Genomic DNA, 23,208 nt, shown 5'->3' with positions numbered 1-23,208 from the left:
ATCGTGTAGTTGCATTCGCAGCCAGCTTGATGGCCGAGCGAGTCAGAGACGCCAGGACCTTGGATCCATGTCAAAGCACCGACGCCAACAAGGGGGCCGCGAACAGATTCAGCAACCCCGTCAGAACCATGACCAACCCCGCGACAGAGCCTTCCTCACCGCCGACTTCATGGGCCCGGCTGACCCCGGCACCGTGAGCCCCGACGCCAAACAAGGCACCCCGCGCCAGGGCACTGCGCAGGGGCAACCACTTGAGCAGGATCCCGCCGAGCATCGCCCCGATGACCCCGGTAAACATCACAAACACCGCGGTCAGTTCCGGTACGCCGCCGAGGTCGTGGGCCAGTGGCATGGCAAAGGGCGTGGTGATCGAACGCGGCACCAGCGACATCGTCACCGAGCTGTCCAGCGCCAGCACCTTGGCCAATCCGAACGAACTGCCGATGGACGCCACGCTGCCCGCCAGCATCCCGAGCGACAACGCCGACCAATGCCGCGCCAACATCTGCCGCTGCTGCCAGATCGGCACCGCGAAGGCCACAGTGACCGGGCCCAGCACCCGCATCAGCCAATGGGTGTTGCTCGAATATTCGGCATAAGCGGTGTGCAGCGGCACGGCGAGGGCCAGCAACAGCGCCGGGACCAGAATCAGCGGCGACAGCACGTAACGCCCCGTCCGCCGGTAGATCCAGCGACTGAACAAATACGCCAGCAACGTGAAGGCCAGCCAGAACATCGGCATCCATTCAAGCTTCATGGGACCTCCGCATGCGTACCGCCCACTCCACGGTAAACGCCGTCACCAGCATCACCGTCAGCGTGCTGACTCCAATCACCAACAGAATCCGCCAGCCGTCATCGCGCATGAGGTCACCGTAATCGAGCAGGCTCATCAACGCGGGAATAAAGAACAACAGCATCTCCGCCATCAACAACCCGGCGCCCAGTTGCAACGCCGCCGGTTTGACCCAACCGAACGCGAACGCCAGCAGCAGCAACGCCATGCCGATCACACCCCCGGGGATCGGCCAGGAAAACCAGGCGGCCAATTGACAGCCGAGCAGGTAGATCGCCAGCAACACGGCCAGCTCGGCGATCAGTCGCGACAGGTATTTAACGGTGGTTGATTTCATGGTTTCGGTCCTCACAGGCGCTCATTTTACGGAGCGGGCTGCTATCCCCGAAGCGAATTGTTAGACTCGAAGCCATTCCAAAACGGAATCCGCACCATGGAATTCAAGCAGCTACGCAGCTTCATCGAAGTGATGCGCCAGGGTGGTTTCACCCAGGCCGCCAAGACCTTGCACATCAGCCAGTCGGCGGTGAGCAAGCAAGTCGCACAGCTTGAGCAAAGCCTCGGCACCCCGCTGCTCGAACGCCTCGGCTCGCAGTTACGCCTGACCGCCGCCGGCAGCGTGGTGCTGCAACGGGCCGAAGGCATGCTGAGACTGCGCAATGAGTTGCTCAGCGAGCTGGATGACTTGAGCCAACTGGCCCGTGGGGAATTGCGCCTGGGGTTGCCGCTGCTGGGCAGTGACGCGTTGTTCGCCGGATTGTTCGCCGAGTACCGGCGGCGCTACCCGAACATCAACATTCATCTGCTTGAAGGCGGCAGCCGGAACATCGAACAAGCGGTGCTGAGCGGCGAACTGGAACTGGGCGGCAGTCTGCTGCCGAAGGATCCGCAATTCGCTTTTCAACCGTTCTGCGATGAACCGTTGGACGCGCTGCTGCCAGCCGATCATCCGCTGGCCACCAAGACCGCGATTGGGCTGGAGGAACTGGCTGACACGCCGTTCCTGCTGTATCAGCGCAGCTTTGTGCTCAATGACCGTTTGCTGCAAGCCTGCCAACAGATGGGATTCACGCCCAGGGAAGGCGGGCGCAGCGGCCAGGCGGATTTTCTCGCGGCGCTGGTGGCCGCCGGGCAAGGCGTGGTGCTGTTGCCCAGCGTGGTGGCGCGGGGGCTGGTGCGGCCAGGCGTGGTGCGCCTGACCCTGAACGCGCCGGCCTATCTACGCTGGGACATTGCCTTTATCTGGCGCCAGGGTGCGTACCTGTCAAAAGCCGCCCAGGCCTGGCTCGCGCTGCTGCGTGAGCATCCGGTCAGCCGCGCAGAGCCGTAATCAGCTCCGCCAGCCAAGGCTCGGCGTCGGTTTCCGGCGTGACGCTTTCGCTGGCATCCAGGCGCAGCATCGGCAACACCTCGCGCAGGCCCAGCTCACCGAACAATTCGCGTATCTGCTCACCGCCGCCACAGAAGGTGTCGCCATAGCTCGCATCGCCCAGACCGATCACCGCACCGGGCAAACCGCGCCAGGCGGCAGGCAACTGATCACGAATCGTCGAGTACAGCGGTTGCAGGTTGTCCGGCAGTTCGCCCATGCCCGTGGTCGAGGTCACGGCCAGGAAGGCGTCGGGGCCGAAGGCCTGAATGTCCGCCAGGCTCGCGCGGGGGTTGTGCCAGGTCTCGAAACCGGCTTCTTTCAAAATATTCGCAGCGTGCCGGGCGACTTCTTCGGCCGTGCCGTACACCGAGCCGGAAAGGATGGCGACTTTCATCAATCTGTTCCTGATGCTGTAAAAGACGGGGATATTAACAGCACCGGCAAAAAACCCGGCGATGGCCGCTCAATTCGTGCTGGTGGCCAGTAGACAGCTCATTTTGTTCTTCTAGAATGCAGCCCCCAAACATTCAGAAAGGACTCTCTGATGATCAACGCTCAATTGCTGCAAATGGTGGTCAACGCTTCCAATGACGGCATCGTGATTGCCGAAAAGGAAGGCGAGCAAGACAACATCCTGATTTACGTCAACCCGGCCTTCGAACGCATGACCGGTTACACCAGCGAAGAAATCCTCTACCAGGATTGCCGCTTCCTGCAAGCCGGCGACCGTGATCAAGAGGCGCTGGGGGTGATTCGTGCCGCGCTGGAGAACGGTGGCTCGTGCCGTGAAGTGCTGCACAACTACCGCAAGGACGGCACGCCGTTCTGGAATGAGCTGTCCCTTTCGACGGTTAAAAACGAAAGTGACGGACAAACGTATATTGTCGGTGTACAAAAAGATGTGACCGTCCAAGTCAAGGCACAGCAGCGGGTAGCGCTACTCGAAATGCAAGTCGCTGAATTGCAGGCCGAGCTGGCTGCGCTCAAAACGACGAACGGCGAAAACAAAACAACGAATTAATTGTCATTAACTACAATCACCGATGACTTTGTAACTTTTATTTACGAGCAAGCCATGCAACGCGACGCACTCCTGACCCAGGATGAGCTGGATTTTATCCAGACCATGCAGCACAACCCGCAGCTCAATGTGCGGGATGCAACGTCGAGCCTGCTCGTTAATGGTGGATCGCAGATCCGTGACCTGCTCACACGCCTTGCCGCGCATGAGCAGGTCACCATCCAGGCCAACTTCGAAAATCAGCAAATGACCTTCCCGCTGCACCTGGTGGAAGACGAGTTCCATGCGCTGCATTTGCGCCTGGGCGTGCCGAGTATTTTTGAAGACGGGCCGATGGTCCGGCCATGGCGCCTGACACTCGAAGAGCCGGTCGCGCTGGAGAATGCCAAGGGCCAGCCGGGCACGATGTGGGTGCACGAAGTGTCGTTCAAAGGGGTTTTGCTGGAAGTTCGCAACAAGACCAAGCCACCGAAGCATTTCGCGTTGTGGTTCAGCCCGTCAGGTTATGAGCGGATCGCCTTGCGCGGCACGTTCGAACGGGAAACCGAGCAAGGTTTCTTCGCCTATCAGTTGAGCCAGAGCGACAAGGACGAGACCGAACGTCTGCGTCAGTTCATTCTCCAGCAACATCGCCTGACCCATCCCGCCCTGCACGTCTGAGCCTCAAGTATCCAGGCTGCCCGCCAGGAACTGCTTCAGACGTTGTCGCATCAACAAGCCCTCGTTACCCAGACAACCAATCGACGTACCGGCGAGGCTGTCCTGTGCCAGGTCGGACGCATCACCGGCGAGCATCAGCCGGCAATCCAGGCTCAAGGCCAGGCGATTCAAGCGTCGCGGCAGCTCGGCAGTCGGTACGTGATTGGAAAACAGCACCAGCGCCAGCGGCTGGATTCTTTCGCAAACCAGGGTCAACTCATCGAAGGGCTGGCCGATCGTGAGCACCCGCACGCCCGAATCCATCCCGCTCAAATACAACGCGGCGACCAGCAATTCGAGTTCATGACACTGACCGGCCAGGGCGCTGACCACGATCCGGCGCTTTGAGGTATCACGGACCATCAACAGGCGCTGCGCCACGCGCGAGCGCAGAAACGCATCGAAGAACAACCATTCGCTGGTCTGGCCGAAGCCCTCCTGGCGCTGCAACAGTTGCTTCCAGAGCGGCATCAGAATGTCCTGGAACACCACAGGCAGCGAATAACTGGAAAAGATCTGCCCGTAGACCCGCTCCAGCTGGACGTCGTCAAACCCGCTGACAGCGGCCTGGACCTGTTGCTGCCATTGGGCGTAGTCGGCCAGCACGAGTTCATTGGGGATGATGTGCGAGAGCGCTTTGAGCGGCTCGGTCTTTGCCAGGATCTTGCCGACCTTGCTCACCGCCACACCGCGATCAATCCAGCCGAGGATGTTGCGCACCGTCTCGATATCGGTCATCGAGTACAGCCGATGCCCGCTTTCGGTGCGGGTCGGCTGGATCAGGCCATAACGACGTTCCCATGCCCGCAAGGTGACCGGGTTGATGCCCGTCAGGCGTGCCACCTCTCGAATCGGAAAAAGCTCTTCCCGTTCCAGGGAAGCAGCTGGCAACAAGCCAGGGACAACATCAGACAGTACAGGCATGGGGCGACGATCGTTCATTGGATAAATTGGATCCCATTTAACGCCTATCCCCAGCAATCATTCAAGTTATTGATGGGTGACGAAAGTCTCTGGTGTAAATATCAGATTAGGGAATAATCCTTGCTTGTCCAAAGACGCAGCCCACTACCCCGGCGCTGTGACTGGCGAAACTCCTACCCGGAGCAACGCGTTTGTAATATGGAGATACAAAATGTCTACCTCACCCGTCACGCTGATGGTGGCGCGCCGCGTTGCCGATGGACGTTATCAGGACCTGATCGCCTGGTTGCGTGAAGGCGAACAACTGGCCACCGACTTTCCCGGTTATCTCGGCTCTGGCGTGCTCGCTCCGCCGCCCGACGATGACGAATTCCAGATCATTTTCCGCTTCGCCGACGAGCAGACCCTGCACGCCTGGGAGCACTCCGCCTCGCGCACCGCCTGGCTGGCACGGGGCAGCGACTTGTTCGCCCATCCGACCGAACATCGGGTCAGCGGCATCGAAGGCTGGTTCGGCGCTGCCGGTAATCGCCCGCCGCGCTGGAAACAGGCGGTGGCGATCTGGCTGGCGTTCTTCCCGGTATCGCTGCTGTTCAACTTTGTCCTGGGCCCGTTGCTCGGCGAAATGAGCCTGCTGCCCCGGGTGTTCATCAGCACGCTGTGCCTGACGCCCTTGATGGTCTACTTCTTTATTCCGCTGTCGACCCGAGTGTTGGCCAACTGGCTGCACAGCACGCCGGCGCGGCCGTTGCCCGTCGCGCCCACCACCCAAAATCCGTAACCCCTGTAGGAGCGAGGCTTGCCCGCGAAGAACGATAACGCGGTCTGACAGATAGACCGAGGCGTCCTCTTCGCGGGCAAGCCTCGCTCCTACAGGTCGTAGGTGATCGCTCGCCGTCGCTGGTATAGTTTTGCTCTAACCGCGACGCGAGCCGTTCATGACCTCTTCCGCAGCCCCCCTCCTCATCACCGGTGCCGGCCAGCGTGTCGGCCTGCATTGTGCGCAGCGTCTGCTCGAAGACGGCCACCCGGTGATCTTCAGCTACCGCAGCGAACGCCCCGGCGTTCAAATGTTGCGCGACCTGGGCGCGACGGCGCTGTTCGCGGACTTCTCCAGCGAAACCGGCATCCTCGCGTTCATCAGCGAACTCAAGACCCACACCGACAGCCTGCGGGCGATCGTGCATAACGCGTCCGAATGGCTGGCCGAAACCCCGGACACCGAGGCCCAGGCCTTCACCCGGATGTTCAGTGTGCACATGCTCGCGCCCTACCTGATCAACCTGCACTGCGCCGACTTGCTCGAACGCTCGAGCCCGGCCGACATCGTGCACATCAGCGACGACGTCACCCGCAAGGGCAGCAGTCAACATATCGGCTATTGCGCCAGTAAAGCCGGGCTCGACAGCCTGACCCTGTCCTTCGCCGCAAAATATGCGCCGACGATCAAGGTCAACGGCATTGCCCCAGCCCTGCTATTGTTCAATCCCGACGACGACGCGGCGTACCGCGCCAAGGCCCTGGCCAAATCCGCGCTGGGCATCGAACCCGGCAGCGAAGTGATCTACCAGAGCCTGCGCTATCTGCTCGACAACCCTTATGTCACCGGCACGACCCTGACCGTCAACGGCGGACGGCACGTCAAATAAGCCGCCCCGCGAGGATATTTCATGACGTTATCCCTGCCTCAGAACGCCTTATCCCAGAGCTATCGCGAGATCCTCATCGGCCTCGGTGAAAACCCCGACCGCGAAGGCCTGCAAGACACCCCGATGCGCGCCGCCAAAGCCATGCAGTACCTGTGTCATGGCTACGAGCAAAGTGTCGAGGAAATCGTTAACGGCGCGCTGTTTTCCTCGGACACCGACGAGATGATCATCGTCGCCGACATCGAGCTCTATTCGCTGTGCGAGCACCACCTGCTGCCCTTCATCGGCAAGGCGCATGTGGCTTATATTCCGACGGGCAAAGTGTTGGGCCTGTCGAAGATTGCACGCCTGGTGGACATGTTCGCCCGGCGCCTGCAAATTCAGGAGAACCTCACCCGGCAGATCGCCGACGCGGTGCAGCACGTGACGGATGCCGCCGGGGTCGCCGTGGTGATCGAAGCCAAACACATGTGCATGATGATGCGCGGTGTCGAGAAACAGAATTCGACCATGAACACCTCGGTGATGCTCGGCGCCTTCCGCGAGTCGAGCAACACCCGCCAGGAGTTCCTGCAATTGATTGGACGGAGCAAGTAGCAATGCCACAACTTCAACCAGGAATGGCGCGCATCCGGGTCAAGGACCTGTGCCTGCGCACCTTCATCGGCATCAACGAGGACGAAATCCTCAACAAGCAGGATGTGTTGATCAACCTGACCATCCTCTACGCGGCGCAAGACGCGGTGCGCGACAACGACATTGATCACGCGCTGAACTACCGCACCATCACCAAGGCGATCATCGCCCACGTGGAGGGCAATCGCTTTGCCCTGCTCGAACGCCTGACCCAGGAAATCCTCGATTTGGTCATGGTCAACGCGTCGGTGCTGTATGCCGAAGTGGAAGTCGACAAACCCCACGCCCTGCGTTTTGCCGAATCGGTGTCGATAACGCTAGCGGCGAGCCGCTAAGCTTCAAGCTTTAAGCTTCAAGCGGTAAGCTAACGGCCACCGAAATCCAACTTGCAGCTTGAGGCTTGCCGCTCAACGCTGTCTCGCAGAGACTCCCATGACCGATCAACAACGCCTGGAACTTGAAGCCGCCGCCTTCCGCCGGCTGGTTGCGCACCTGGACAGCCGCAAGGACGTGCAGAACATCGACCTGATGAACCTCTCGGGTTTCTGCCGCAACTGCCTGTCGAAGTGGTACAAGGCCGCCGCTGACGAACGTCAGATCGAGGTCAGCCTCGACGACGCTCGCGAAGTGGTCTACGGCATGCCGTACGCCGATTGGAAAGCCCAATACCAGCAAGAAGCCAGCGCCGAACAACAAGCGGCGTTCGCCAAAGGAAAACCCAATGAGTGATTTGAACACCCTGCGCGCCAGCCTCAAAAGCGGCGAACACGTTTTTGCCGACACCCTGGCCTTCATCGCCGCCGGTTACGATTACCAGCCGCAAGCGTTCAACAACGGTGGCGTGGAAAACGCCGCCGGGCAGAACGAAGGTTCGTGCAAGACCCTCGGTCTGGCGCTGCTGGAAGGTCTGAGCGATGAAGAGGCGCTGTTGGCGTTTGGCGAGCATTACCGTTCGGTGGTGGCGACGCCTGAAGGCAGCGATCACGGCAATATCCGCGCGTTGATTGCTCATGGTCTGGCCGGCGTGAAGTTCACCCAACAGCCCCTGACCCGCCGCTAAAACCGCGTTCCCACGAACACCACCGTCCCGTAGGAGCGAGGCTTGCCCGCGAAGGCGATCTCAAGAACGCCATCGCGGGCAAGCCATGCTCCTGCGGCACATCCCGACTTTTAAGATTGACCCGGCGACTTTATTTCGTTTGCCCGGCCCCCCTGCTCACGGCTTAGATAAAAAGAAGCAACCCTTCTTCTGAGTCAGGTATCCATGAGCAGCGAAACCATCAGCCAGTCGATCAACGTCGTGCATCCCGTCACCCTCAGCCACGGCAAGAATGCCGAAGTCTGGGATACCGAGGGCAAACGCTACATCGATTTCGTCGGCGGCATCGGCGTGCTCAACCTCGGCCATTGCCACCCGCGCATCGTCGAAGCCATTCGCGAACAAGCCACCCGGCTGACCCACTACGCGTTCAACGCTGCGCCGCATGTGCCTTACCTCGACTTGATGGAGCGCCTGACGGCGTTTATCCCGGTCAGCTACCCAGTCAGCGGCATGCTCACCAACAGCGGCGCAGAAGCAGCGGAAAACGCCTTGAAGATCGTTCGCGGAGCCACCGGCCGCACCGCCGTGATCGCTTTCGACGGCGCCTTCCACGGCCGCACCCTCGCCACCCTCAACCTCAACGGCAAAGTCGCGCCCTACAAACAGAAAGTCGGGGTGCTGCCCGGTCCGGTGTATCACCTGCCTTTCCCGAGCAAGGACAACGGCGTGACCTGCGCCGAAGCGTTGAAGGCGATGGATCGGCTGTTCAGCGTCGAGATCGATGTGAATGACGTGGCGTGTTTTATCGTCGAACCGGTGCAGGGCGAAGCGGGTTTCCTGGCGATGGACGTGGAATTCGCCCAGGCGTTGCGGCGCTTCTGTGACGAGAAAAACATCCTGCTGATCGCCGATGAAATCCAGTCCGGTTTCGGCCGTACCGGGGAGCGTTTTGCCTTCTCGCGATTGGGAATCGAGCCGGACCTGATCCTGCTCGCCAAGAGTATTGCCGGCGGTGTGCCGCTGGGCGCGGTGGTCGGGCGCAAAGCGCTGCTCGACACGCTGCCCAAGGGCGGACTCGGCGGCACTTATTCAGGCAACCCGATCGCCTGCGCGGCGGCGCTGGCGACCCTGGATGAGATGACCGATGCGAACCTGCACGCCTGGGGTTCGCAACAGGAAGAAGCGATTGTCAGCCGCTACGAGGCTTGGCGCGCCAGCAAACTCTCACCGTTTTTGGGGCGTTTGAACGGTGTCGGCGCGATGCGCGGTATCGAGTTGGTCAACGCCGACGGCACACCGGCCTCAGCGCAACTGACCCAGCTTCTGGCCCTGGCCCGGGACGCGGGTTTGCTGCTGATGCCCAGCGGCAAGTCGCGCAACATCATTCGGCTGCTGGCACCGCTGACCACCGAGGCAGCGGTGCTGGAGGAAGGTCTGGACATCTTAGAGGCCTGCCTGGCCAAGCTTTCCTGAAAACGCAAACTGCGATCCGGGACTGACATAGCGAATTATGTTCGCTTGTAGTCCCGGATTTTGCGTCGCAATACTGCCCAATAACCGACCTGCAGGAGCCAGGCTTGCCGGCGAGGGCGCCCCGCCAATCGCCTTCGCCGGCAAGCCAGGCTCCTGCAAATAACTTCTTTTATCGAGCGAGACCGTAACCACCTACAAGCCGAGGCATTCATGTATCACGACAATATAATTTATAAAAAAAAGTCCAATGATCCTCAATTCCTGCTTGGCGTCGCTGTGGTGTTGTTCCTCGGCGCGTACCTGATGAACCTGGGCAACAGCGCCCTCAGTCACTTTCTGCATCCACTGCTTAGCGACGCCCCCGACAGCCTGACCGCCCGCAATATCGCCATCGGTTTGCTGATCGCCGTGCTCGGCACACTGAACTTCCATGTCCTCGGGCGCCTGAAGTTCAAAGTGCAAACCACCGTAGTGTGGATCGAACTGCTGATCCTGTTCCTCGCCTTCTTCGACACCTTCAACCTCTCCTACAGCTTCATCCTCGACAAGATCGGTTTCCTGATCATCCAGGGCGCCGCGACCACGCTGTATATCTCCGCCGTCGCCATCGTGATTGCCTTTGTGCTGGCGCTGATCGGCGCGGTGGCCAAGCTGTCGAACAACGGTCTGGCGAATGCCATCGCCTCGTTCTACACCTCGTTCTTTCGCGGTGTGCCGCTGCTGATCCAGATCTACCTGATTTACCTCGGCCTGCCGCAACTCGGTTACGTGGTCGACGCAGTGCCGGCCGGCATCCTCGCCCTGTCGCTGTGCTACGGCGCGTACATGACCGAGATCTTCCGCGCGGGGATCCAGAGCATTCCGGTCGGCCAGTGGGAAGCCTCGCGGGCGCTGGGCATCAGCCCGTTCAAAACCCTGAGCCGGGTGATCATGCCGCAAGCCTTGCGGGTGATCATCCCGCCCACCGGCAACCAGTTCATCGCCATGCTCAAGGACAGTTCGCTGGTGTCAGTGATCGGTGTCTGGGAGCTGATGTACCTGGCCAAGACCCAGGGCCGCGCGGACTTCCGTCACCTGGAAATGCTGATCACCGCCGCGATGATTTACTGGGCGCTGTCGTTCATTCTCGAACGGGTGCAGGCGCGAATCGAAAAACGGGTCAACCGATCCACTGCCAGAGGTTGATCCATGATGACTACCGCCGAGCGACTCGACCTGGCCCCTGCTACGCAGACCGGCCCATCCATGATTTCAATCACTGGCCTGAACAAGTGGTACGGCAATTTTCACGCCTTGCGTGACGTCAATCTGAACGTGGCCGCCGGGGAAATCCTGGTGGTGTGCGGGCCGTCGGGGTCGGGCAAGTCGACGATGATTCGCTGCATCAATCACCTGGAAAATTTCCAGAAAGGCCACATCCAGGTCAACGGCATCACCCTCACCAGCGAGGCGGAAAGTGTCAGCGCGGTGCGCCGGGAAATCGGCATGGTGTTCCAGAGCTTCAACCTGTTCCCGCATCTGAGCGTGATGGACAACCTGACCCTGGCCCCGCAGTTGGTACAAGGCGTGTCGTCCACCGAAGCGAAAAAACGTGCGCAGGTGTACCTGGAGCGAGTGCGGATTGCCGAGCACGCGCACAAGTATCCGTCGCAACTGTCCGGCGGCCAGCAGCAACGCGTGGCGATTGCCCGGGCGCTGTGCATGAATCCCAAAGTGATGCTGTTCGATGAGCCAACCTCGGCGCTGGACCCGGAAATGGTCCACGAAGTGCTCGATGTCATGGGCGAGTTGGCCACCGACGGCATGACCATGATTTGCGTGACCCACGAGATGGGTTTTGCCAGCAAGGTCGCCGATCGCGTGCTGTTCATGGACCAGGGCCAGGTCATCGAACAAGCCACCCCGGCCGAGTTTTTCAACAACCCCCAGACCGAACGCGCGCAGAAGTTTCTCTCGCAAATCATCGGTCACTGAGAACGGCTTTACCCCGCATAACAAAAACGAAAAGTGGAGATAAACATGCTCAGTAAAAAACATGCGCTGACCCTCGCTGCCACCCTGTCGCTGTTGTTCGTCGGCGCCGCCAATGCCGGCGCGGTCCTGGACAAGATCGAGAGCAGCAAGACCCTGACCGTCGCGACCTCGGCGACCTGGCCACCCCAGGGATTCATCAACGACAAGAATGAGATCGACGGTTTCGACATCGACGTCTCCAAGGAGATCGCCAAGCGCCTCGGGGTCGCGGTCAAGTTCATCACGCCGGACTGGGACGTGATCACCGCCGGCAAATGGAACGGGCGCTGGGACGTGTCCGTGGGCTCGATGACCGCGACTAAAAGTCGCTCGCGCATCCTCGATTTCCCCGGCACCTATTACTACGTGCCCTACGTGTTTGCAGTGCACGGCACCTCCAAAGTCACCGACCACAAAGCGCTGAACGGCAAGACCATCGGCGTCGAAGGCGGCACCACGTCCGAGGACTATTTCAGCCAGGCGCTGGCCATTGAAACCACCGACGTGCCGCCCGTGGTGTATGACGTCAAAACCGAAAAAATGAAGACCTACTCCGGCTCTGTCGGCCCGCTGGACGATTTGCGCCTGGGCGATGGCACACGCCTGGATGCGATCCTCACGCAACGCAGCACCCTGGACGCGGCCGTCAAGAAAGGCTACCCGCTGCGTGCCGTGGACAATGCCGTGGCGTTCTACGAACCGCTGGCCATCGCCACCGACAAGGGTGACCCGGAGCTGACCGCCAAACTCAGTGAAATCGTGGGCGCGATGCACAAGGACGGCACGCTGACCAAGCTCTCGGACAAGTGGTACGGCGTCGACTACTCGACCATCAAGTAAGCGCACTGGCCCTGTGGGAGCAAGCCGGCTCGCTCCCGCAAACACCCTTCTTCAAGGATTGATCATGTCCTTTCCAACCACCTGGTATTCCCAAACCTCGCTGCCGCGCGCGGCCCGGCCCGCACTGAACGGCGATCAAACCTGCGACGTGTGCATCATCGGCGCCGGTATCGCCGGCCTCACGGCCGCCCTCGAGCTGACCCGGCGCGGCAAGCGCGTGATCATCCTTGAAGCCCATCAAGTCGCCTGGGGCGCGTCCGGTCGTAATGGCGGCGTGGTCTCGCCGGGCTGGGCGGAAGGCTCTGGGGCGATCCGCAAAAAACTCGGTCTGGAACAGGCCAGGGCGTTGTTCCAGATGTCGGCCGAGGGGGTGGAGATCGTCCGCGACAACATCCGTGAACTGGCCCTGACCGGGTGCGCGCCGTCCGCCGGCACCATTCGCGTCAAGCGTTACGACGACGGCGCCGAAGTGAAAAACCACATCGAAACCATGCGCCGGGACTTCGGCTATGAACTCAACTTTCTCGACACCGCCCAGGTGCGCGAACGGGCGCACACCTCGCGTTATTTCCAGGGTGTCGAAGACCCCAATGCCCTGCATTTCCACCCCTTGAATTATTGCCTGGGCCTGGCCCTCGCCATCGAAGCGGCGGGAGGACGGATTTTCGAACACTCGAAAATGCTCGCCTGGCAGCACCAGGGCGCCGACAAAATCGTCCGCACTGCTCACGGCACCGTGTGCTGCCAGGATCTGGTGTTCTGCGCCGGCGGCTACGGCGGCCCGGAATTGCAGAAGCTCAGCCGCGCCTATCTACCGATCGCCACGTACGTGGTGCTGACCGAACACCTGGGCGACGGGATCAAGAACGTCCTCGACTCCGGCGCCGCGTTCTCCGATGACCGCCGCGCATCGGACTATTACCGCGTGGTCGAAGGCGACCGCCTGCTCTGGGGCGGACGCATTACCACCCGCAACGAACAGGACGAAAAAGCCCTGGCGGCGATGCTCAAGGCCGATATGGTCTCGGTGTATCCGCAATTGGCTGCGGTCAAGATCGACCTGGCCTGGTCCGGCCTGATGGGCTACTCCACCAACAAAATGCCCAACCTGGGGCTGCTGGAACCGGGTGTCTGGGCCTGCACTTCGTTTGGCGGCCATGGCTTGAACACCGGCTCCATCGGCGGCCGGGTGATCGCTGAAGCGCTGTGCGGGGACAGTGCGCGCTATCAGCTGTTCAAGCCGTATCTGCTGGACTGGAACGGTGGGCCGTTCGGGAAGATTGCGGCCAATGCGATCTATCAGTCGTTGAAGGTCATGGATTTTGTTCAGGAACGATTGCGCGGCTAACGCATTTTTTGTGGGCACAAAAAAACCGGCCGAGGCCGGTTTTTTCATTTCAACGCAATCAGAGTTTGGCGTTCTGCAGGTCGTCGAGGTAGCGCTCGGCGTCCAGTGCCGCCATGCAGCCGGCGCCGGCCGAGGTGATCGCCTGGCGGTAAACGTGGTCAGCCACGTCACCGGCGGCGAAGATGCCTTCCAGGTTGGTGGCAGTGGCATTGCCTTCACGGCCGCCGTGCACCACCAGATAGCCGTCTTTCAACGTCAGCTGGCCTTCGAACAGCGAAGTGTTCGGGGTGTGGCCGATGGCGATGAACACGCCGTCCACGGTCAGTTCGTCGAAGCTGCCGTCGTTGTTCTTCAGGCGAGCACCGGTCACGCCCATGTTGTCGCCCAGGACTTCGTCCAGGTTCGAGTTCAACTTGAGGATGATCTTGCCTTCGGCAACGCGGGCGTTGAGCTTGTCGATCAGGATCTTCTCGGCGCGGAAGGTTTCGCGACGGTGGATCAGGGTCACGGTGCTGGCGATGTTGGCCAGGTACAGCGCTTCTTCAACGGCAGTGTTACCGCCACCGACCACAGCCACTGGCTTGTTGCGGTAGAAGAAACCGTCGCAGGTCGCGCAGGCCGACACGCCTTTGCCCATGAACGCTTCTTCCGACGGCAGGCCCAGGTAACGCGCGCTGGCGCCGGTGGCGATGATCAGGGCGTCGCAGGTGTAGGTCGCGCTGTCGCCGGTCAGGGTGTACGGCTTGGCGGCGAAGTCCACGGCATTGATGTGGTCGAAGACGATCTCGGTTTCAAAGCGTTCGGCGTGCTCTTTCATCCGCTCCATCAGCGCCGGGCCGGTCAGGCCGTGGACGTCGCCCGGCCAGTTGTCGACTTCGGTGGTGGTGGTCAGTTGACCGCCAGCCTGCATGCCGGTGATCAGCAGTGGCTTGAGGTTGGCACGGGCGGCATACACCGCGGCGCTGTAACCGGCAGGGCCGGAACCGAGAATAATCACTCGCGAATGACGGACTTCAGACATGACCTGCTCCTGTTAACCGGCCCGAATAACCTGGCGCGGAACGCCGGGTTTGCCGGCGGGAATAAAAAAGGACTGTTGAAAGCACTTGGGGAAGGCTTGAGCTCGACAGTCCTGTAAAAAGAATGGGTGCAGCGTATCGAGGGGGCGAAGATTAAGGAAATACGGTTTAACAATCCAGCTCATAGGCGGTCTCTATCCCGATACGGTGATTTTATAGACGCCTTTGTTACAGTGAATGTCGACGCTGCGACCGCGCTTTCGCCCGTGAGGCAAAGCCGGTAAGGTCGGCGCGTTTACCCCTTGCTCGGAGCACGCTATGCCCGCCCCTGTTCTGTCCGGCCCGCAATACCTGCGCGAAGGCCTCAAGCTGGTCTTGAGCCCGGGCCTGCGTTTGTTCGTCTTGTTGCCGCTGGCAATCAACCTGGTGCTGTTCGTCGGATTGATTTACCTGGCCGGCCATCAATTCAGCTTATGGGTCGACACCCTGATGCCGTCCCTGCCCGACTGGCTGAGTTTCCTCAGCTACGTCCTCTGGCCGATTTTCGTGGTGCTGGTGGGATTCATGGTGTTCTTCACCTTCACCATGCTCGCCAACGTCATCGCCGCACCGTTCAACGGCTTCCTCGCGGAAAAAGTCGAAGTGGTGGTGCGCGGCACCGACGACTTCCCGACCTTCAGTTGGGGCGAGCTGATCGAAATGATCCCCCGCACCCTGGCCCGGGAAATGCGCAAACTCGGCTACTTCCTGCCCCGGGCGCTGGGCCTGTTCATTCTCTCGTTCATCCCGGTGGTCAACATCATCGCCGCGCCGTTGTGGCTGCTGTTCGGCGTATGGATGATGGCGATCCAGTACATCGACTACCCGGCGGACAACCACAAACTCGGCTGGAACGAAATGCTCGCCTGGCTGCGCGAAAAGCGCTGGCAGAGCATGAGCTTTGGCGGGATCGTGTACCTGGCGCTGCTGATTCCCGTGGTCAACATCCTGATGATGCCGGCCGCCGTGGCCGGGGCGACGTTGTTCTGGGTGCGTGAACGTGGGGCGGAGAACCTGGTGCCTCAGCGCGCGGCGTCATAAATCCATCATCGCACTGACACAATGACGACATGGCCTCAGCCGACACTGAGGTCATGACGACAGCTCTGCATATCACCCTGATCACCGAAACCTTCCCCCCGGAAATCAATGGCGTGGCCCATACCCTTGGCCGCTTGTGCGACGGTTTGCGCGCGCGCGGGCATCAGGTCGAGCTGGTTCGCCCGCGTCAGGGCTGTGATCGGCAGTTGGGCAGTGACGATGCACTGCTGCTGTGTCGCGGCTGGCCGCTGCCGGGTTATCCGGGGTTGCAGTGGGGCCAGTCGTCGATGCACAAGTTGCTGCGGCGCTGGAAACGCCATCGCCCCGACGTGTTGTACATCGCCACTGAAGGGCCGTTGGGTCTGTCGGCCTTGCGTGCGGCGCGGCGCCTGGGGATTTCGGTGGTCAGCGGCTTTCACACCAACTTCCAACAGTACTCGAGCCAGTATGGGTTCGGCCTGCTGACGCGCCTGTTGACCCACTACCTGCGCTGGTTTCACAACCGCTCGACACTGACATTGGTGCCCAGCATCAGCCAGCGACTGGAGCTGGAACGCCGGCAGTTCGAACGCCTGGCCCTGTTGTCCCGGGGGGTCGATAGCCAACTGTTTCACCCCACCAAACGTCTCGACGCGCTGCGTGAACAATGGGGCCTGGCGGACGATGACATTGCCGTGATCCATGTCGGACGCCTGGCCCCGGAGAAGAACCTGGGCTTGCTCAAGCGCAGCTTCGAGGCATTGAAAAGCACCTATCCACAGCGAAACCTGAAGTTGATCGTGGTCGGCGACGGTCCGTTGCGAATGGCGCTGGAGAAGGATTTGCCCGAGGCGATTTTCTGCGGCTCACAGCGCGGCGAAGCCCTGGCCAGTCACTATGCGTCGGGGGATGTATTTCTGTTTCCGAGCCTGACCGAGACCTTCGGCAATGTGGTGCTGGAGGCGCTGGCGTCGGGGCTGGGCGTGGTGGCCTACGATATGGCGGCAGCGGGTCAGCACATTCGCCACGGCTACAACGGCGTACTGGCGATGCCGGGCGATGAGGAAGCGTTCTGCGAGGCGGCGCGCTGGTTGCTGGAAGAGCGGGAAACACTGCGTTGCGTGCGGCTGAATGCGCGCCAGCATGCGAGTCGCCAGGGGTGGGCGGCGATTATCGAGCAGTTTGAGGGGCAGTTGCGCGGGGCTTGTGTGCAGGGGCAATCGCTGCCGAATGGCGCGTTGTTGCCTTAAAAGCTTCGCGGGCAAGCCTCGCTCCTACAGAGGACGGTGATTCCCTTGTAGGAGCGAGGCTTGCCCGCGAAGAGGCCATTCCAATCGCCGCTTAAACCAGCGTCATCAACGCCTCACGGCTGAACGGCAGGATGTCTTCCTCACGCCCCTCGCGCACTTTCTGCGCCCAATCCGGGTCCACCAGCAGCGCACGACCTACAGCCACCAGATCGAACTCTTCGTTATTCAACCGCTCCAGCAATTTCTCCAGGCTGGCCGGCTGCGCGATCTTGTCGGTGTTGACCATGAACTGCAGAAACTCGCCATCCAGACCAACGCTGCCCACGGTGATGGTCGGCTTGCCAGTGAGCTTGCGGGTCCAGCCGGCCAGGTTCAGCTCGGAACCGTCGAACTCCGGCTCCCAGAAACGCCGCGTCGAGCAGTGGAAAATGTCCACGCCGGCGTCGGACAACGGCTTGAGGAATTCACCCAGGGCTTGCGGAGTTTGCACCAGGCGCGCGGTGTAATCCTGCTGCTTCCACTGGGAGAAACGGAAGATGATCGGGAAACCTTCGCCCACGGCCGCACGCACGGCCTGGATCAATTCGATGGCGAAACGCGAACGGTTGGCCAGGCTTCCGCCGTATTCGTCGGTGCGCTGGTTGGTGCCTTCCCAGAAGAACTGGTCCACCAGATAGCCGTGGGCGCCGTGGATTTCCACGCCGTCCATGCCGATGCTCTGGGCATCTTTGGCCGACTGGGCGAATGCGGCGATGACGTCCTGGATATCCTGTTTAGTCATGCCGTGAACCACGACCTGACCGTCCTTCAGTTTCTCCGACGGGCCGTAACCCGGCACGCTGGCGTCCGGCTCGGTGCCGATGCGACGCACGCTGCCCACGTGCCACAGTTGCGGAACGATTTTGCCGCCTTCGGCGTGCACGGCGTCGACGACTTTCTTCCAGCCAGCCAGCGCGGCTTCACCGTAGAAATGCGGCACGTTCGGGTAGCCGTTGGAGGCCTTGTGGCCGACGGTGGTGCCTTCGGTGATGATCAGGCCCACGCCGGCAGCAGCGCGGCGGCGGTAGTACTCGATCACTTTGGTATTGGGTACGCCGCCCGGGGAGAAGGAGCGGGTCATCGGCGCCATGACGACGCGGGTCGGCAGTTCGAGGGTGCCGAGGTGGAACGGTTTGAACAGGGCTTTAACGGGCATGGGACGCTCCACGGGGAAATGACTTTATGACGGGGATAATATGGAGAGTCGCAAGCCTTGAACAGCACTATTGATTGCGGTGATTAAGGTCTAAAAGGTAGGAAACATTGTAGGAGCATGGCTTGCCCGCGATGGCGGTGTGTCCGCCGACAACTAAGTCGACTGACATGACGCCTTCGCGAGCAAGCTTCGCTCCCACAGGTACAGGGAGAGATTCAGCCCAGCGCTTTTTCGATGGCGTGGATCACCGTCGGATCATCCGGCGCTGTCCGCGGCGAAAACCGCGCCAGTACACGGCCGTCTTTACCGAGCAGGAATTTCTCGAAATTCCAGGTGATATCACCCGGAAACTCCGCGCCCTCGCCCGCCAGCAAACGGTACAGCTGATGACGATCGTGACCGTTGACTTCCAGCTTGCTGGACAACGGAAAGGTCACGCCATAGTTGAGGCTGCAGAACTCCTGGATCTCTTGCTCGGTGCCCGGTTCCTGGCCAGCAAACTGGTTGCACGGCAAGCCCAGCACGCTGAAGCCCTTTCCCTTGAATTGCTGATAGAGGTTTTCCAGCGCCGCGTACTGTGGGGTCAATCCACATTTGGAGGCCACGTTGACCACCAGCACGACTTGCCCCTTGAAGGGCGCCAGAGGGAGCTCCTGACCATCCAGGGCTGTCAATTTAAGGTCGTGGAAAGCACTCATGACGAACTCCAAATTCCCGTGTTCTTCTCGAAACAGCCACCTGGCGGCGCCGCCAGGGACAGCCGCGGACTAAAAAGGCGCCCTCGGGCGCCTCTCCAGTTCTCGAAAGCTTAGCGCAGAAAATCAGTGGTGATGGCCACCTTCGCCATGGACGTGACCATGAGCGATTTCTTCCTGGCTGGCATCACGGATGTCGATGATCTTGACCTGGAAATTCAGGCGCTGACCAGCCAACGGGTGGTTGCCGTCGACGGTGACATCGTCGCCGTCCAGGTCACGGATGGTGACAATTTGCATCTGGCCGTCCGGCGCGGAAGCGTGGAACTGCATGCCCACTTCCAGTTCATCGACGCCTTCGAACATGCTGCGGCTCAGGGTGCTGACCAGTTCGGCAGCGTATTCGCCGTAGGCGTCTTCAGGTTCAACGGCAACGGTCAGTTCATCACCGACGGTTTTGCCTTCCAGGGCTTTTTCCAGGCCCGGGATAATGTTACCTGCGCCTTGCAGGTAAACCAGCGGCGCGCCGCCGGCGGAGCTGTCGATGACCTCACCAGCGTCGTTGGTCAGGGTATAGTCGATGGAGACAGCCTTATTGGCGGCGATCAGCATGGGGCGAGACCTTTTGCAGAAGAATATAGAAAGAGCGAGTTTAGCGAAGCAATCGCCCGAAAGCGAACACAACCCGGACGGACGGATTGCCATGAAACCCTCAACGGTCACAGGCTTCCATCAGGACGAGGACGGCCATTGGGTCGCCGAGCTTTCCTGTGGCCACACCCAACACCTGCGCCATCAGCCGCCATGGCAATCCCGGGCCTGGGTCGTGGACCCTGCGCAACGTATTGAAAAAATAGGCCAGCCCTTTGATTGCGGTTGGTGCGCACAAGGCTCGGTTAGCGATAACCTTGGCGACTGAATTTCGGTAGATCGTCAGTTATAGATGATCACCACTGCCATGCACCTCCAGAGAATCCGCATGCAAACTTTTTTTATCGCACCCACCGATTTTGGTGTGGGTCTGACCTCCATCAGCCTCGGGCTGGTGCGCACCCTTGAGCGAGCCGGCCTCAAAGTCGGCTTTTTCAAACCGATTGCCCAGCCGCATCCGGGCGACACCGGCCCAGAGCGGTCCACCGAACTGGTGGCGCGCACCCACGGCCTCAAGCCGCCGCAACCCCTGGGCCTGGCCCACGTGGAGCGCATGCTCGGCGACGGTCAGCTGGATGAATTGCTCGAAGAAATCATCACCCTCTATCAGCAAGCGGCTATCGGCAAAGACGTGCTGGTCGTCGAAGGCATGGTCCCGACCCGCAGCGCCAGTTATGCCGCGCGGGTCAATTTGCACTTGGCCAAAAGCCTGGATGCCGACGTGATCCTAGTGTCGGCGCCGGAGAGCGAAGCCCTGACCGAACTGTCCGGCCGAGTGGAATTGCAGGCGCAATTGTTCGGCGGGCCGAAAGATCCGAAAGTGCTCGGCGTGATCCTCAACAAGGTCAAGACTGACGAAAGCATGGAGGCCTTCGCCTCGCGCCTGAAGGAACATTCGCCGCTGCTGCGTACGGGCGATTTCCGCCTGCTCGGCTGCATTCCGTTCCAACCGGAACTCAACGCCCCGCGCACCCGCGACGTGGCGGACCTGATGGGCGCGCAGATTCTCAACGCCGGTGATTACGAAACCCGGCGCATGACCAAAATCATCATCTGCGCCCGCACCATGCGCAACACCGTGGAACTGCTCAAGCCCGGCGTGCTGGTCGTAACGCCAGGCGATCGCGACGACATCATCCTCGCCGTCAGCCTCGCCGCCATGAACGGCGTGCCCCTGGCCGGCCTGTTGCTGACCAGCGACACCCTGCCCGACCCACGGATCATGGACCTGTGCCGTGGCGCCTTGCAGGCCGGCTTGCCGGTGTTGTCGGTGAGCACCGGTTCCTACGAAACCGCCAACCAGTTGAACGGCCTGAACAAGGAAATCCCGATCGACGACCGCGAGCGTGCGGAGATCATCACGGACTTCGTCGCCAGCCACCTCGACGCCAAATGGCTGCACCAGCGTTGCGGTACGCCACGGGAAATGCGCCTGTCGCCGGCGGTGTTCCGCTATCAACTGATCCAGCGCGCCCAGGCCGCCAACAAGCGCATCGTCCTGCCCGAAGGCAGCGAGCCGCTGACCGTGCAAGCCGCCGCGATTTGCCAGGCCCGGGGCATCGCCCGTTGCGTGTTGCTGGCCAAACCGGCGGACGTCGAAGCCGTGGCTCGCGCCCAAGGTATCGAGTTGCCTCCTGGTTTGGAGATTCTTGATCCCGATTTGATTCGCGGTAATTACATCGAACCGATGGTCGCCCTGCGCAAAAGCAAAAGCCTCAACGCGCCGATGGCCGAGCAGCAACTGGAAGACACCGTGGTGATCGGCACCATGATGCTGGCGCTGGATGAAGTCGATGGACTGGTGTCCGGGGTCATTCACTCCACCGCCAACACCATCCGCCCGGCCCTGCAGCTGATTAAAACCGCACCGGGTTGCACCCTGGTGTCGTCGGTGTTCTTCATGCTCTTCCCCGAGGAAGTGCTGGTCTACGGCGACTGCGTGATGAACCCGCACCCGAGCGCCAGCGAACTGGCCGAGATTGCCTTGCAAAGCGCCGACTCGGCTGCCGCGTTCGGCATCACGCCACGCGTAGCGATGATCAGCTACTCCAGCGGTGAATCCGCCAGCGGCGAAGAAGTCGAGAAGGTCCGCGAAGCCACGTTGCTCGCCCATGAACAACAGAACTCGCTGCTGATCGACGGCCCCCTGCAATATGACGCCGCCGCCAACGAAACCGTGGCCCGGCAACTGGCGCCGAACAGCCAGGTGGCCGGTCGCGCCACGGTGTTCGTGTTCCCCGACCTGAACACCGGCAATACCACCCACAAAGCCGTGCAGCGCAGCGCCGATTGCGTCAGCCTCGGCCCGATGCTGCAAGGCCTGCGCAAACCGGTGAACGACCTGCCGCGCGGTGCGCAAGTCGATGACATCGTCTACACCATCGCGCTGACCGCGATTCAAGCTGCCAACCGACCTATGGATCTTTAAATGCTGGCTTTCCTTCCTGCCCCCGTACGCGGCGTCATCGCCTCGTTGCTGTTGGCACTGAACACCATTTTGCTGTGCTCGTTCCTGTTCATCGTGGCGCTGTTCAAAGTGCTGCCCTTCGCCATGACCCAGCGCTTCACCCGCTGGCTGATGAGCCACACCCATGAAGCCTGGATCAGTAACAACAAGGCCTGGATGAACCTGGTTTGCCGCACTCGCTGGCACCTCAGCGGCCTTGAAGGGCTGGACTATCAGCACTCGTACCTGATCACCAGCAACCACCAGAGCTGGGTCGACATCATGGTGCTGCAATACGTGCTCAACCGCCGCATTCAGCCGCTGAAGTTCTTTCTCAAGCAAGAGCTGATCTGGGTCCCGGTGATTGGCCTGGCCTGGTGGGCGCTCGGTTTTCCGTTCATGAAGCGTTACTCCAAGGCCTATCTGGAAAAGCACCCGGAGAAGAAAGGCAAAGACCTGGAAACCACGCGCAAGACCTGTGACAAGTTCCGCAATAACCCGGTGGGGATTTTCAACTTTGTCGAAGGCACGCGGTTTACCGAGGGTAAGCATGCGCAGCAAAAATCGCCGTTCAAGTACCTGCTCAAGCCCAAGGCGGGCGGCATTGCGTTTGTGCTGGACGCAATGGGCGAGCAGCTTGAGTCCATCGTCAACGTGACCATTCACTACCCCGCTGGCCGGCCCGGCTACTGGGATCTGCTGTGTGGGAACGTGAAAGACGTGGTGGTGCATTTTCAGGAGTTGAAGATTCCGCCGCAGTTCATTGGCAAGAATTACGACCAGGATGGCGAGTACCGCTTGCAGTTTCAGGGCTGGATCAATCAGCTTTGGGAAGACAAGGATGCGTTGCTGACGCAGATGCATCGTGAGTATCCCGCCAGGTCTTGAGGCGGCTGTACTGGCCTCTTCGCGGGCAAGCCTCGCTCCTACAGGTTAGCGTCGTGTGTAGAACGTGCGACCACCCGCAATCCGTAGGAGCGAGGCTTGCCCGCGAAGGCGTCCTCCCAGCCACAAAAAAACCCGCCGGATGATCACTCATCGGCGGGTTTTTTCTTGCAGCTTGAAGCTAAAAGCTTGTCA

General features: G+C 60.7%; 27 protein-coding genes. 19 read left to right on the top strand and 8 right to left on the bottom strand.

Features of this window, described 5'->3' with window-relative positions:
• Window positions 1–70: 70 nt before the first annotated feature.
• Together ACY4LX_RS06100 and ACY4LX_RS06095 are read right to left on the bottom strand one after the other, a co-directional pair.
• A complete protein-coding gene (locus tag ACY4LX_RS06100) occupies window positions 71–757 on the bottom strand; it encodes an LrgB family protein (RefSeq protein ID WP_463259428.1) in 687 nt (228 codons plus the stop codon).
• Window positions 747–1,133, bottom strand: coding sequence for a CidA/LrgA family protein (locus tag ACY4LX_RS06095; RefSeq protein WP_463259427.1), 387 nt, complete (start codon window positions 1,131–1,133; stop codon window positions 747–749). Before ACY4LX_RS06095 ends, ACY4LX_RS06100 begins: the two co-directional genes overlap by 11 nt.
• Before the next feature lie 96 nt (window positions 1,134–1,229).
• On the opposite strand from ACY4LX_RS06095, the gene ACY4LX_RS06090 reads away from it, so the two are divergent.
• Complete coding sequence (locus ACY4LX_RS06090) at window positions 1,230–2,126, top strand: LysR family transcriptional regulator (protein WP_149657549.1); 897 nt, start codon at window positions 1,230–1,232, stop codon at window positions 2,124–2,126.
• Here the strand turns inward: ACY4LX_RS06090 and ACY4LX_RS06085 are convergent.
• On the bottom strand, window positions 2,107–2,562 hold the full coding sequence (locus ACY4LX_RS06085) for a flavodoxin (protein WP_463259426.1): 456 nt from the start codon (window positions 2,560–2,562) through the stop codon (window positions 2,107–2,109). The genes ACY4LX_RS06090 and ACY4LX_RS06085 overlap by 20 nt on opposite strands.
• Before the next feature lie 150 nt (window positions 2,563–2,712).
• On the opposite strand from ACY4LX_RS06085, the gene ACY4LX_RS06080 reads away from it, so the two are divergent.
• Window positions 2,713–3,189 (top strand): PAS domain-containing protein, encoded by a 477-nt coding sequence (locus ACY4LX_RS06080; protein ID WP_463259425.1) that lies wholly within the window; start codon window positions 2,713–2,715, stop codon window positions 3,187–3,189.
• Window positions 3,190–3,243: 54 nt separating this feature from the next.
• On the top strand, window positions 3,244–3,849 hold the full coding sequence (locus ACY4LX_RS06075) for a hypothetical protein (protein WP_054616118.1): 606 nt from the start codon (window positions 3,244–3,246) through the stop codon (window positions 3,847–3,849).
• 3 nt (window positions 3,850–3,852) lie between these two features.
• On the opposite strand, the gene ACY4LX_RS06070 is transcribed toward ACY4LX_RS06075, so the two are convergent.
• Window positions 3,853–4,812 carry a MerR family transcriptional regulator gene (locus ACY4LX_RS06070; RefSeq protein ID WP_463259424.1) on the bottom strand — a complete coding sequence of 320 codons (960 nt, stop codon included), beginning with the start codon at window positions 4,810–4,812 and terminating at the stop codon, window positions 3,853–3,855.
• 211 nt (window positions 4,813–5,023) lie between these two features.
• On the opposite strand from ACY4LX_RS06070, the gene ACY4LX_RS06065 reads away from it, so the two are divergent.
• From ACY4LX_RS06065 to ACY4LX_RS06015, 11 genes are all read left to right on the top strand, one after another.
• Complete coding sequence (locus tag ACY4LX_RS06065) at window positions 5,024–5,593, top strand: antibiotic biosynthesis monooxygenase (RefSeq protein WP_463259423.1); 570 nt, start codon at window positions 5,024–5,026, stop codon at window positions 5,591–5,593.
• 157 nt (window positions 5,594–5,750) lie between these two features.
• A complete protein-coding gene (gene folM / locus ACY4LX_RS06060) occupies window positions 5,751–6,461 on the top strand; it encodes a dihydromonapterin reductase (protein WP_149657554.1) in 711 nt (236 codons plus the stop codon).
• A 21-nt stretch (window positions 6,462–6,482) separates the two neighbouring features.
• On the top strand, window positions 6,483–7,058 hold the full coding sequence (folE, locus tag ACY4LX_RS06055) for a GTP cyclohydrolase I FolE (RefSeq protein ID WP_149657555.1): 576 nt from the start codon (window positions 6,483–6,485) through the stop codon (window positions 7,056–7,058).
• A gap of 2 nt (window positions 7,059–7,060) precedes the next feature.
• On the top strand, window positions 7,061–7,432 hold the full coding sequence (gene folX / locus ACY4LX_RS06050; RefSeq protein WP_149657556.1) for a dihydroneopterin triphosphate 2'-epimerase: 372 nt from the start codon (window positions 7,061–7,063) through the stop codon (window positions 7,430–7,432).
• A gap of 97 nt (window positions 7,433–7,529) precedes the next feature.
• Window positions 7,530–7,826, top strand: a complete 297-nt coding sequence (locus ACY4LX_RS06045; protein ID WP_149657557.1) for a DUF1244 domain-containing protein — start codon at window positions 7,530–7,532, stop codon at window positions 7,824–7,826.
• Complete coding sequence (locus ACY4LX_RS06040) at window positions 7,819–8,157, top strand: HopJ type III effector protein (protein ID WP_008037347.1); 339 nt, start codon at window positions 7,819–7,821, stop codon at window positions 8,155–8,157. The genes ACY4LX_RS06045 and ACY4LX_RS06040 overlap by 8 nt, the downstream gene beginning before the upstream one ends.
• Window positions 8,158–8,361: 204 nt before the next feature.
• A complete protein-coding gene (locus ACY4LX_RS06035; RefSeq protein WP_463259422.1) occupies window positions 8,362–9,612 on the top strand; it encodes a 2-aminoadipate transaminase in 1,251 nt (416 codons plus the stop codon).
• Window positions 9,613–9,822: 210 nt separating this feature from the next.
• Window positions 9,823–10,797, top strand: a complete 975-nt coding sequence (locus ACY4LX_RS06030; RefSeq protein WP_463259421.1) for an amino acid ABC transporter permease — start codon at window positions 9,823–9,825, stop codon at window positions 10,795–10,797.
• Between the two features lie 60 nt (window positions 10,798–10,857).
• Window positions 10,858–11,586 (top strand): amino acid ABC transporter ATP-binding protein, encoded by a 729-nt coding sequence (locus ACY4LX_RS06025; RefSeq protein ID WP_463260569.1) that lies wholly within the window; start codon window positions 10,858–10,860, stop codon window positions 11,584–11,586.
• 45 nt (window positions 11,587–11,631) lie between these two features.
• Complete coding sequence (locus ACY4LX_RS06020; RefSeq protein ID WP_149657559.1) at window positions 11,632–12,465, top strand: transporter substrate-binding domain-containing protein; 834 nt, start codon at window positions 11,632–11,634, stop codon at window positions 12,463–12,465.
• A 64-nt stretch (window positions 12,466–12,529) separates the two neighbouring features.
• A complete protein-coding gene (locus ACY4LX_RS06015; RefSeq protein WP_463259420.1) occupies window positions 12,530–13,813 on the top strand; it encodes an NAD(P)/FAD-dependent oxidoreductase in 1,284 nt (427 codons plus the stop codon).
• Window positions 13,814–13,871: 58 nt separating this feature from the next.
• On the opposite strand, the gene trxB is transcribed toward ACY4LX_RS06015, so the two are convergent.
• Window positions 13,872–14,834 carry a thioredoxin-disulfide reductase gene (gene trxB / locus ACY4LX_RS06010; protein ID WP_149657561.1) on the bottom strand — a complete coding sequence of 321 codons (963 nt, stop codon included), beginning with the start codon at window positions 14,832–14,834 and terminating at the stop codon, window positions 13,872–13,874.
• Window positions 14,835–15,150: 316 nt separating this feature from the next.
• Here trxB and cysZ point away from each other — a divergent pair, with 316 nt between their 5' ends.
• Window positions 15,151–15,912 carry a sulfate transporter CysZ gene (gene cysZ, locus ACY4LX_RS06005; protein WP_149657562.1) on the top strand — a complete coding sequence of 254 codons (762 nt, stop codon included), beginning with the start codon at window positions 15,151–15,153 and terminating at the stop codon, window positions 15,910–15,912.
• A 29-nt stretch (window positions 15,913–15,941) separates the two neighbouring features.
• On the top strand, window positions 15,942–17,141 hold the full coding sequence (locus ACY4LX_RS06000; protein WP_463259419.1) for a glycosyltransferase family 4 protein: 1,200 nt from the start codon (window positions 15,942–15,944) through the stop codon (window positions 17,139–17,141).
• A 91-nt stretch (window positions 17,142–17,232) separates the two neighbouring features.
• Here ACY4LX_RS06000 and ACY4LX_RS05995 read toward each other — a convergent pair whose 3' ends face one another.
• The 3 genes from ACY4LX_RS05995 to ACY4LX_RS05985 form a co-directional block, all read right to left on the bottom strand.
• The gene (locus ACY4LX_RS05995; protein ID WP_149657564.1) at window positions 17,233–18,336 is read right to left on the bottom strand and encodes an NADH:flavin oxidoreductase; all 1,104 of its coding nucleotides are present in this window, start codon (window positions 18,334–18,336) and stop codon (window positions 17,233–17,235) included.
• Between the two features lie 215 nt (window positions 18,337–18,551).
• Window positions 18,552–19,034 carry a glutathione peroxidase gene (locus ACY4LX_RS05990; protein WP_463259418.1) on the bottom strand — a complete coding sequence of 161 codons (483 nt, stop codon included), beginning with the start codon at window positions 19,032–19,034 and terminating at the stop codon, window positions 18,552–18,554.
• Between the two features lie 123 nt (window positions 19,035–19,157).
• Window positions 19,158–19,643 (bottom strand): FKBP-type peptidyl-prolyl cis-trans isomerase, encoded by a 486-nt coding sequence (locus ACY4LX_RS05985; protein ID WP_008150718.1) that lies wholly within the window; start codon window positions 19,641–19,643, stop codon window positions 19,158–19,160.
• Here ACY4LX_RS05985 and ACY4LX_RS05980 point away from each other — a divergent pair.
• The 3 genes from ACY4LX_RS05980 to ACY4LX_RS05970 are packed head-to-tail and all read left to right on the top strand — an operon-like array spanning window position 19,612 to window position 23,016.
• Window positions 19,612–19,950: a DUF3565 domain-containing protein gene (locus ACY4LX_RS05980; RefSeq protein WP_123406318.1), complete on the top strand. Its 339-nt coding sequence runs from the start codon at window positions 19,612–19,614 to the stop codon at window positions 19,948–19,950. The genes ACY4LX_RS05985 and ACY4LX_RS05980 overlap by 32 nt on opposite strands.
• Window positions 19,951–20,010: 60 nt before the next feature.
• Window positions 20,011–22,110: a phosphate acetyltransferase gene (pta, locus tag ACY4LX_RS05975; RefSeq protein WP_149657566.1), complete on the top strand. Its 2,100-nt coding sequence runs from the start codon at window positions 20,011–20,013 to the stop codon at window positions 22,108–22,110.
• Window positions 22,111–23,016 (top strand): acyltransferase, encoded by a 906-nt coding sequence (locus ACY4LX_RS05970; RefSeq protein WP_463259417.1) that lies wholly within the window; start codon window positions 22,111–22,113, stop codon window positions 23,014–23,016. It begins immediately after the preceding gene.
• Window positions 23,017–23,208 lie beyond the last annotated feature (192 nt).

It is taken from the genome of Pseudomonas sp. Emmai, from assembly GCF_055179735.1.
This window is presented reverse-complemented; position numbering and strand designations above follow the sequence as displayed.

Bases quoted from the DNA above. Each gene is read 5' to 3' on its own strand.
- ACY4LX_RS06100 (WP_463259428.1), bottom strand. From the start codon at position 757: ATGAAGCTTGAATGGATGCCGATGTTCTGGCTGGCCTTCACGTTGCTG.
- ACY4LX_RS06095 (WP_463259427.1), bottom strand. From the start codon at position 1,133: ATGAAATCAACCACCGTTAAATACCTGTCGCGACTGATCGCCGAGCTG.
- ACY4LX_RS06090 (WP_149657549.1), top strand. From the start codon at position 1,230: ATGGAATTCAAGCAGCTACGCAGCTTCATCGAAGTGATGCGCCAGGGT.
- ACY4LX_RS06085 (WP_463259426.1), bottom strand. From the start codon at position 2,562: ATGAAAGTCGCCATCCTTTCCGGCTCGGTGTACGGCACGGCCGAAGAA.
- ACY4LX_RS06080 (WP_463259425.1), top strand. From the start codon at position 2,713: ATGATCAACGCTCAATTGCTGCAAATGGTGGTCAACGCTTCCAATGAC.
- ACY4LX_RS06075 (WP_054616118.1), top strand. From the start codon at position 3,244: ATGCAACGCGACGCACTCCTGACCCAGGATGAGCTGGATTTTATCCAG.
- ACY4LX_RS06070 (WP_463259424.1), bottom strand. From the start codon at position 4,812: ATGCCTGTACTGTCTGATGTTGTCCCTGGCTTGTTGCCAGCTGCTTCC.
- ACY4LX_RS06065 (WP_463259423.1), top strand. From the start codon at position 5,024: ATGTCTACCTCACCCGTCACGCTGATGGTGGCGCGCCGCGTTGCCGAT.
- folM (WP_149657554.1), top strand. From the start codon at position 5,751: ATGACCTCTTCCGCAGCCCCCCTCCTCATCACCGGTGCCGGCCAGCGT.
- folE (WP_149657555.1), top strand. From the start codon at position 6,483: ATGACGTTATCCCTGCCTCAGAACGCCTTATCCCAGAGCTATCGCGAG.
- folX (WP_149657556.1), top strand. From the start codon at position 7,061: ATGCCACAACTTCAACCAGGAATGGCGCGCATCCGGGTCAAGGACCTG.
- ACY4LX_RS06045 (WP_149657557.1), top strand. From the start codon at position 7,530: ATGACCGATCAACAACGCCTGGAACTTGAAGCCGCCGCCTTCCGCCGG.
- ACY4LX_RS06040 (WP_008037347.1), top strand. From the start codon at position 7,819: ATGAGTGATTTGAACACCCTGCGCGCCAGCCTCAAAAGCGGCGAACAC.
- ACY4LX_RS06035 (WP_463259422.1), top strand. From the start codon at position 8,362: ATGAGCAGCGAAACCATCAGCCAGTCGATCAACGTCGTGCATCCCGTC.
- ACY4LX_RS06030 (WP_463259421.1), top strand. From the start codon at position 9,823: ATGTATCACGACAATATAATTTATAAAAAAAAGTCCAATGATCCTCAA.
- ACY4LX_RS06025 (WP_463260569.1), top strand. From the start codon at position 10,858: ATGATTTCAATCACTGGCCTGAACAAGTGGTACGGCAATTTTCACGCC.
- ACY4LX_RS06020 (WP_149657559.1), top strand. From the start codon at position 11,632: ATGCTCAGTAAAAAACATGCGCTGACCCTCGCTGCCACCCTGTCGCTG.
- ACY4LX_RS06015 (WP_463259420.1), top strand. From the start codon at position 12,530: ATGTCCTTTCCAACCACCTGGTATTCCCAAACCTCGCTGCCGCGCGCG.
- trxB (WP_149657561.1), bottom strand. From the start codon at position 14,834: ATGTCTGAAGTCCGTCATTCGCGAGTGATTATTCTCGGTTCCGGCCCT.
- cysZ (WP_149657562.1), top strand. From the start codon at position 15,151: ATGCCCGCCCCTGTTCTGTCCGGCCCGCAATACCTGCGCGAAGGCCTC.
- ACY4LX_RS06000 (WP_463259419.1), top strand. From the start codon at position 15,942: ATGGCCTCAGCCGACACTGAGGTCATGACGACAGCTCTGCATATCACC.
- ACY4LX_RS05995 (WP_149657564.1), bottom strand. From the start codon at position 18,336: ATGCCCGTTAAAGCCCTGTTCAAACCGTTCCACCTCGGCACCCTCGAA.
- ACY4LX_RS05990 (WP_463259418.1), bottom strand. From the start codon at position 19,034: ATGAGTGCTTTCCACGACCTTAAATTGACAGCCCTGGATGGTCAGGAG.
- ACY4LX_RS05980 (WP_123406318.1), top strand. From the start codon at position 19,612: ATGGAGACAGCCTTATTGGCGGCGATCAGCATGGGGCGAGACCTTTTG.
- ACY4LX_RS05985 (WP_008150718.1), bottom strand. From the start codon at position 19,643: ATGCTGATCGCCGCCAATAAGGCTGTCTCCATCGACTATACCCTGACC.
- pta (WP_149657566.1), top strand. From the start codon at position 20,011: ATGCAAACTTTTTTTATCGCACCCACCGATTTTGGTGTGGGTCTGACC.
- ACY4LX_RS05970 (WP_463259417.1), top strand. From the start codon at position 22,111: ATGCTGGCTTTCCTTCCTGCCCCCGTACGCGGCGTCATCGCCTCGTTG.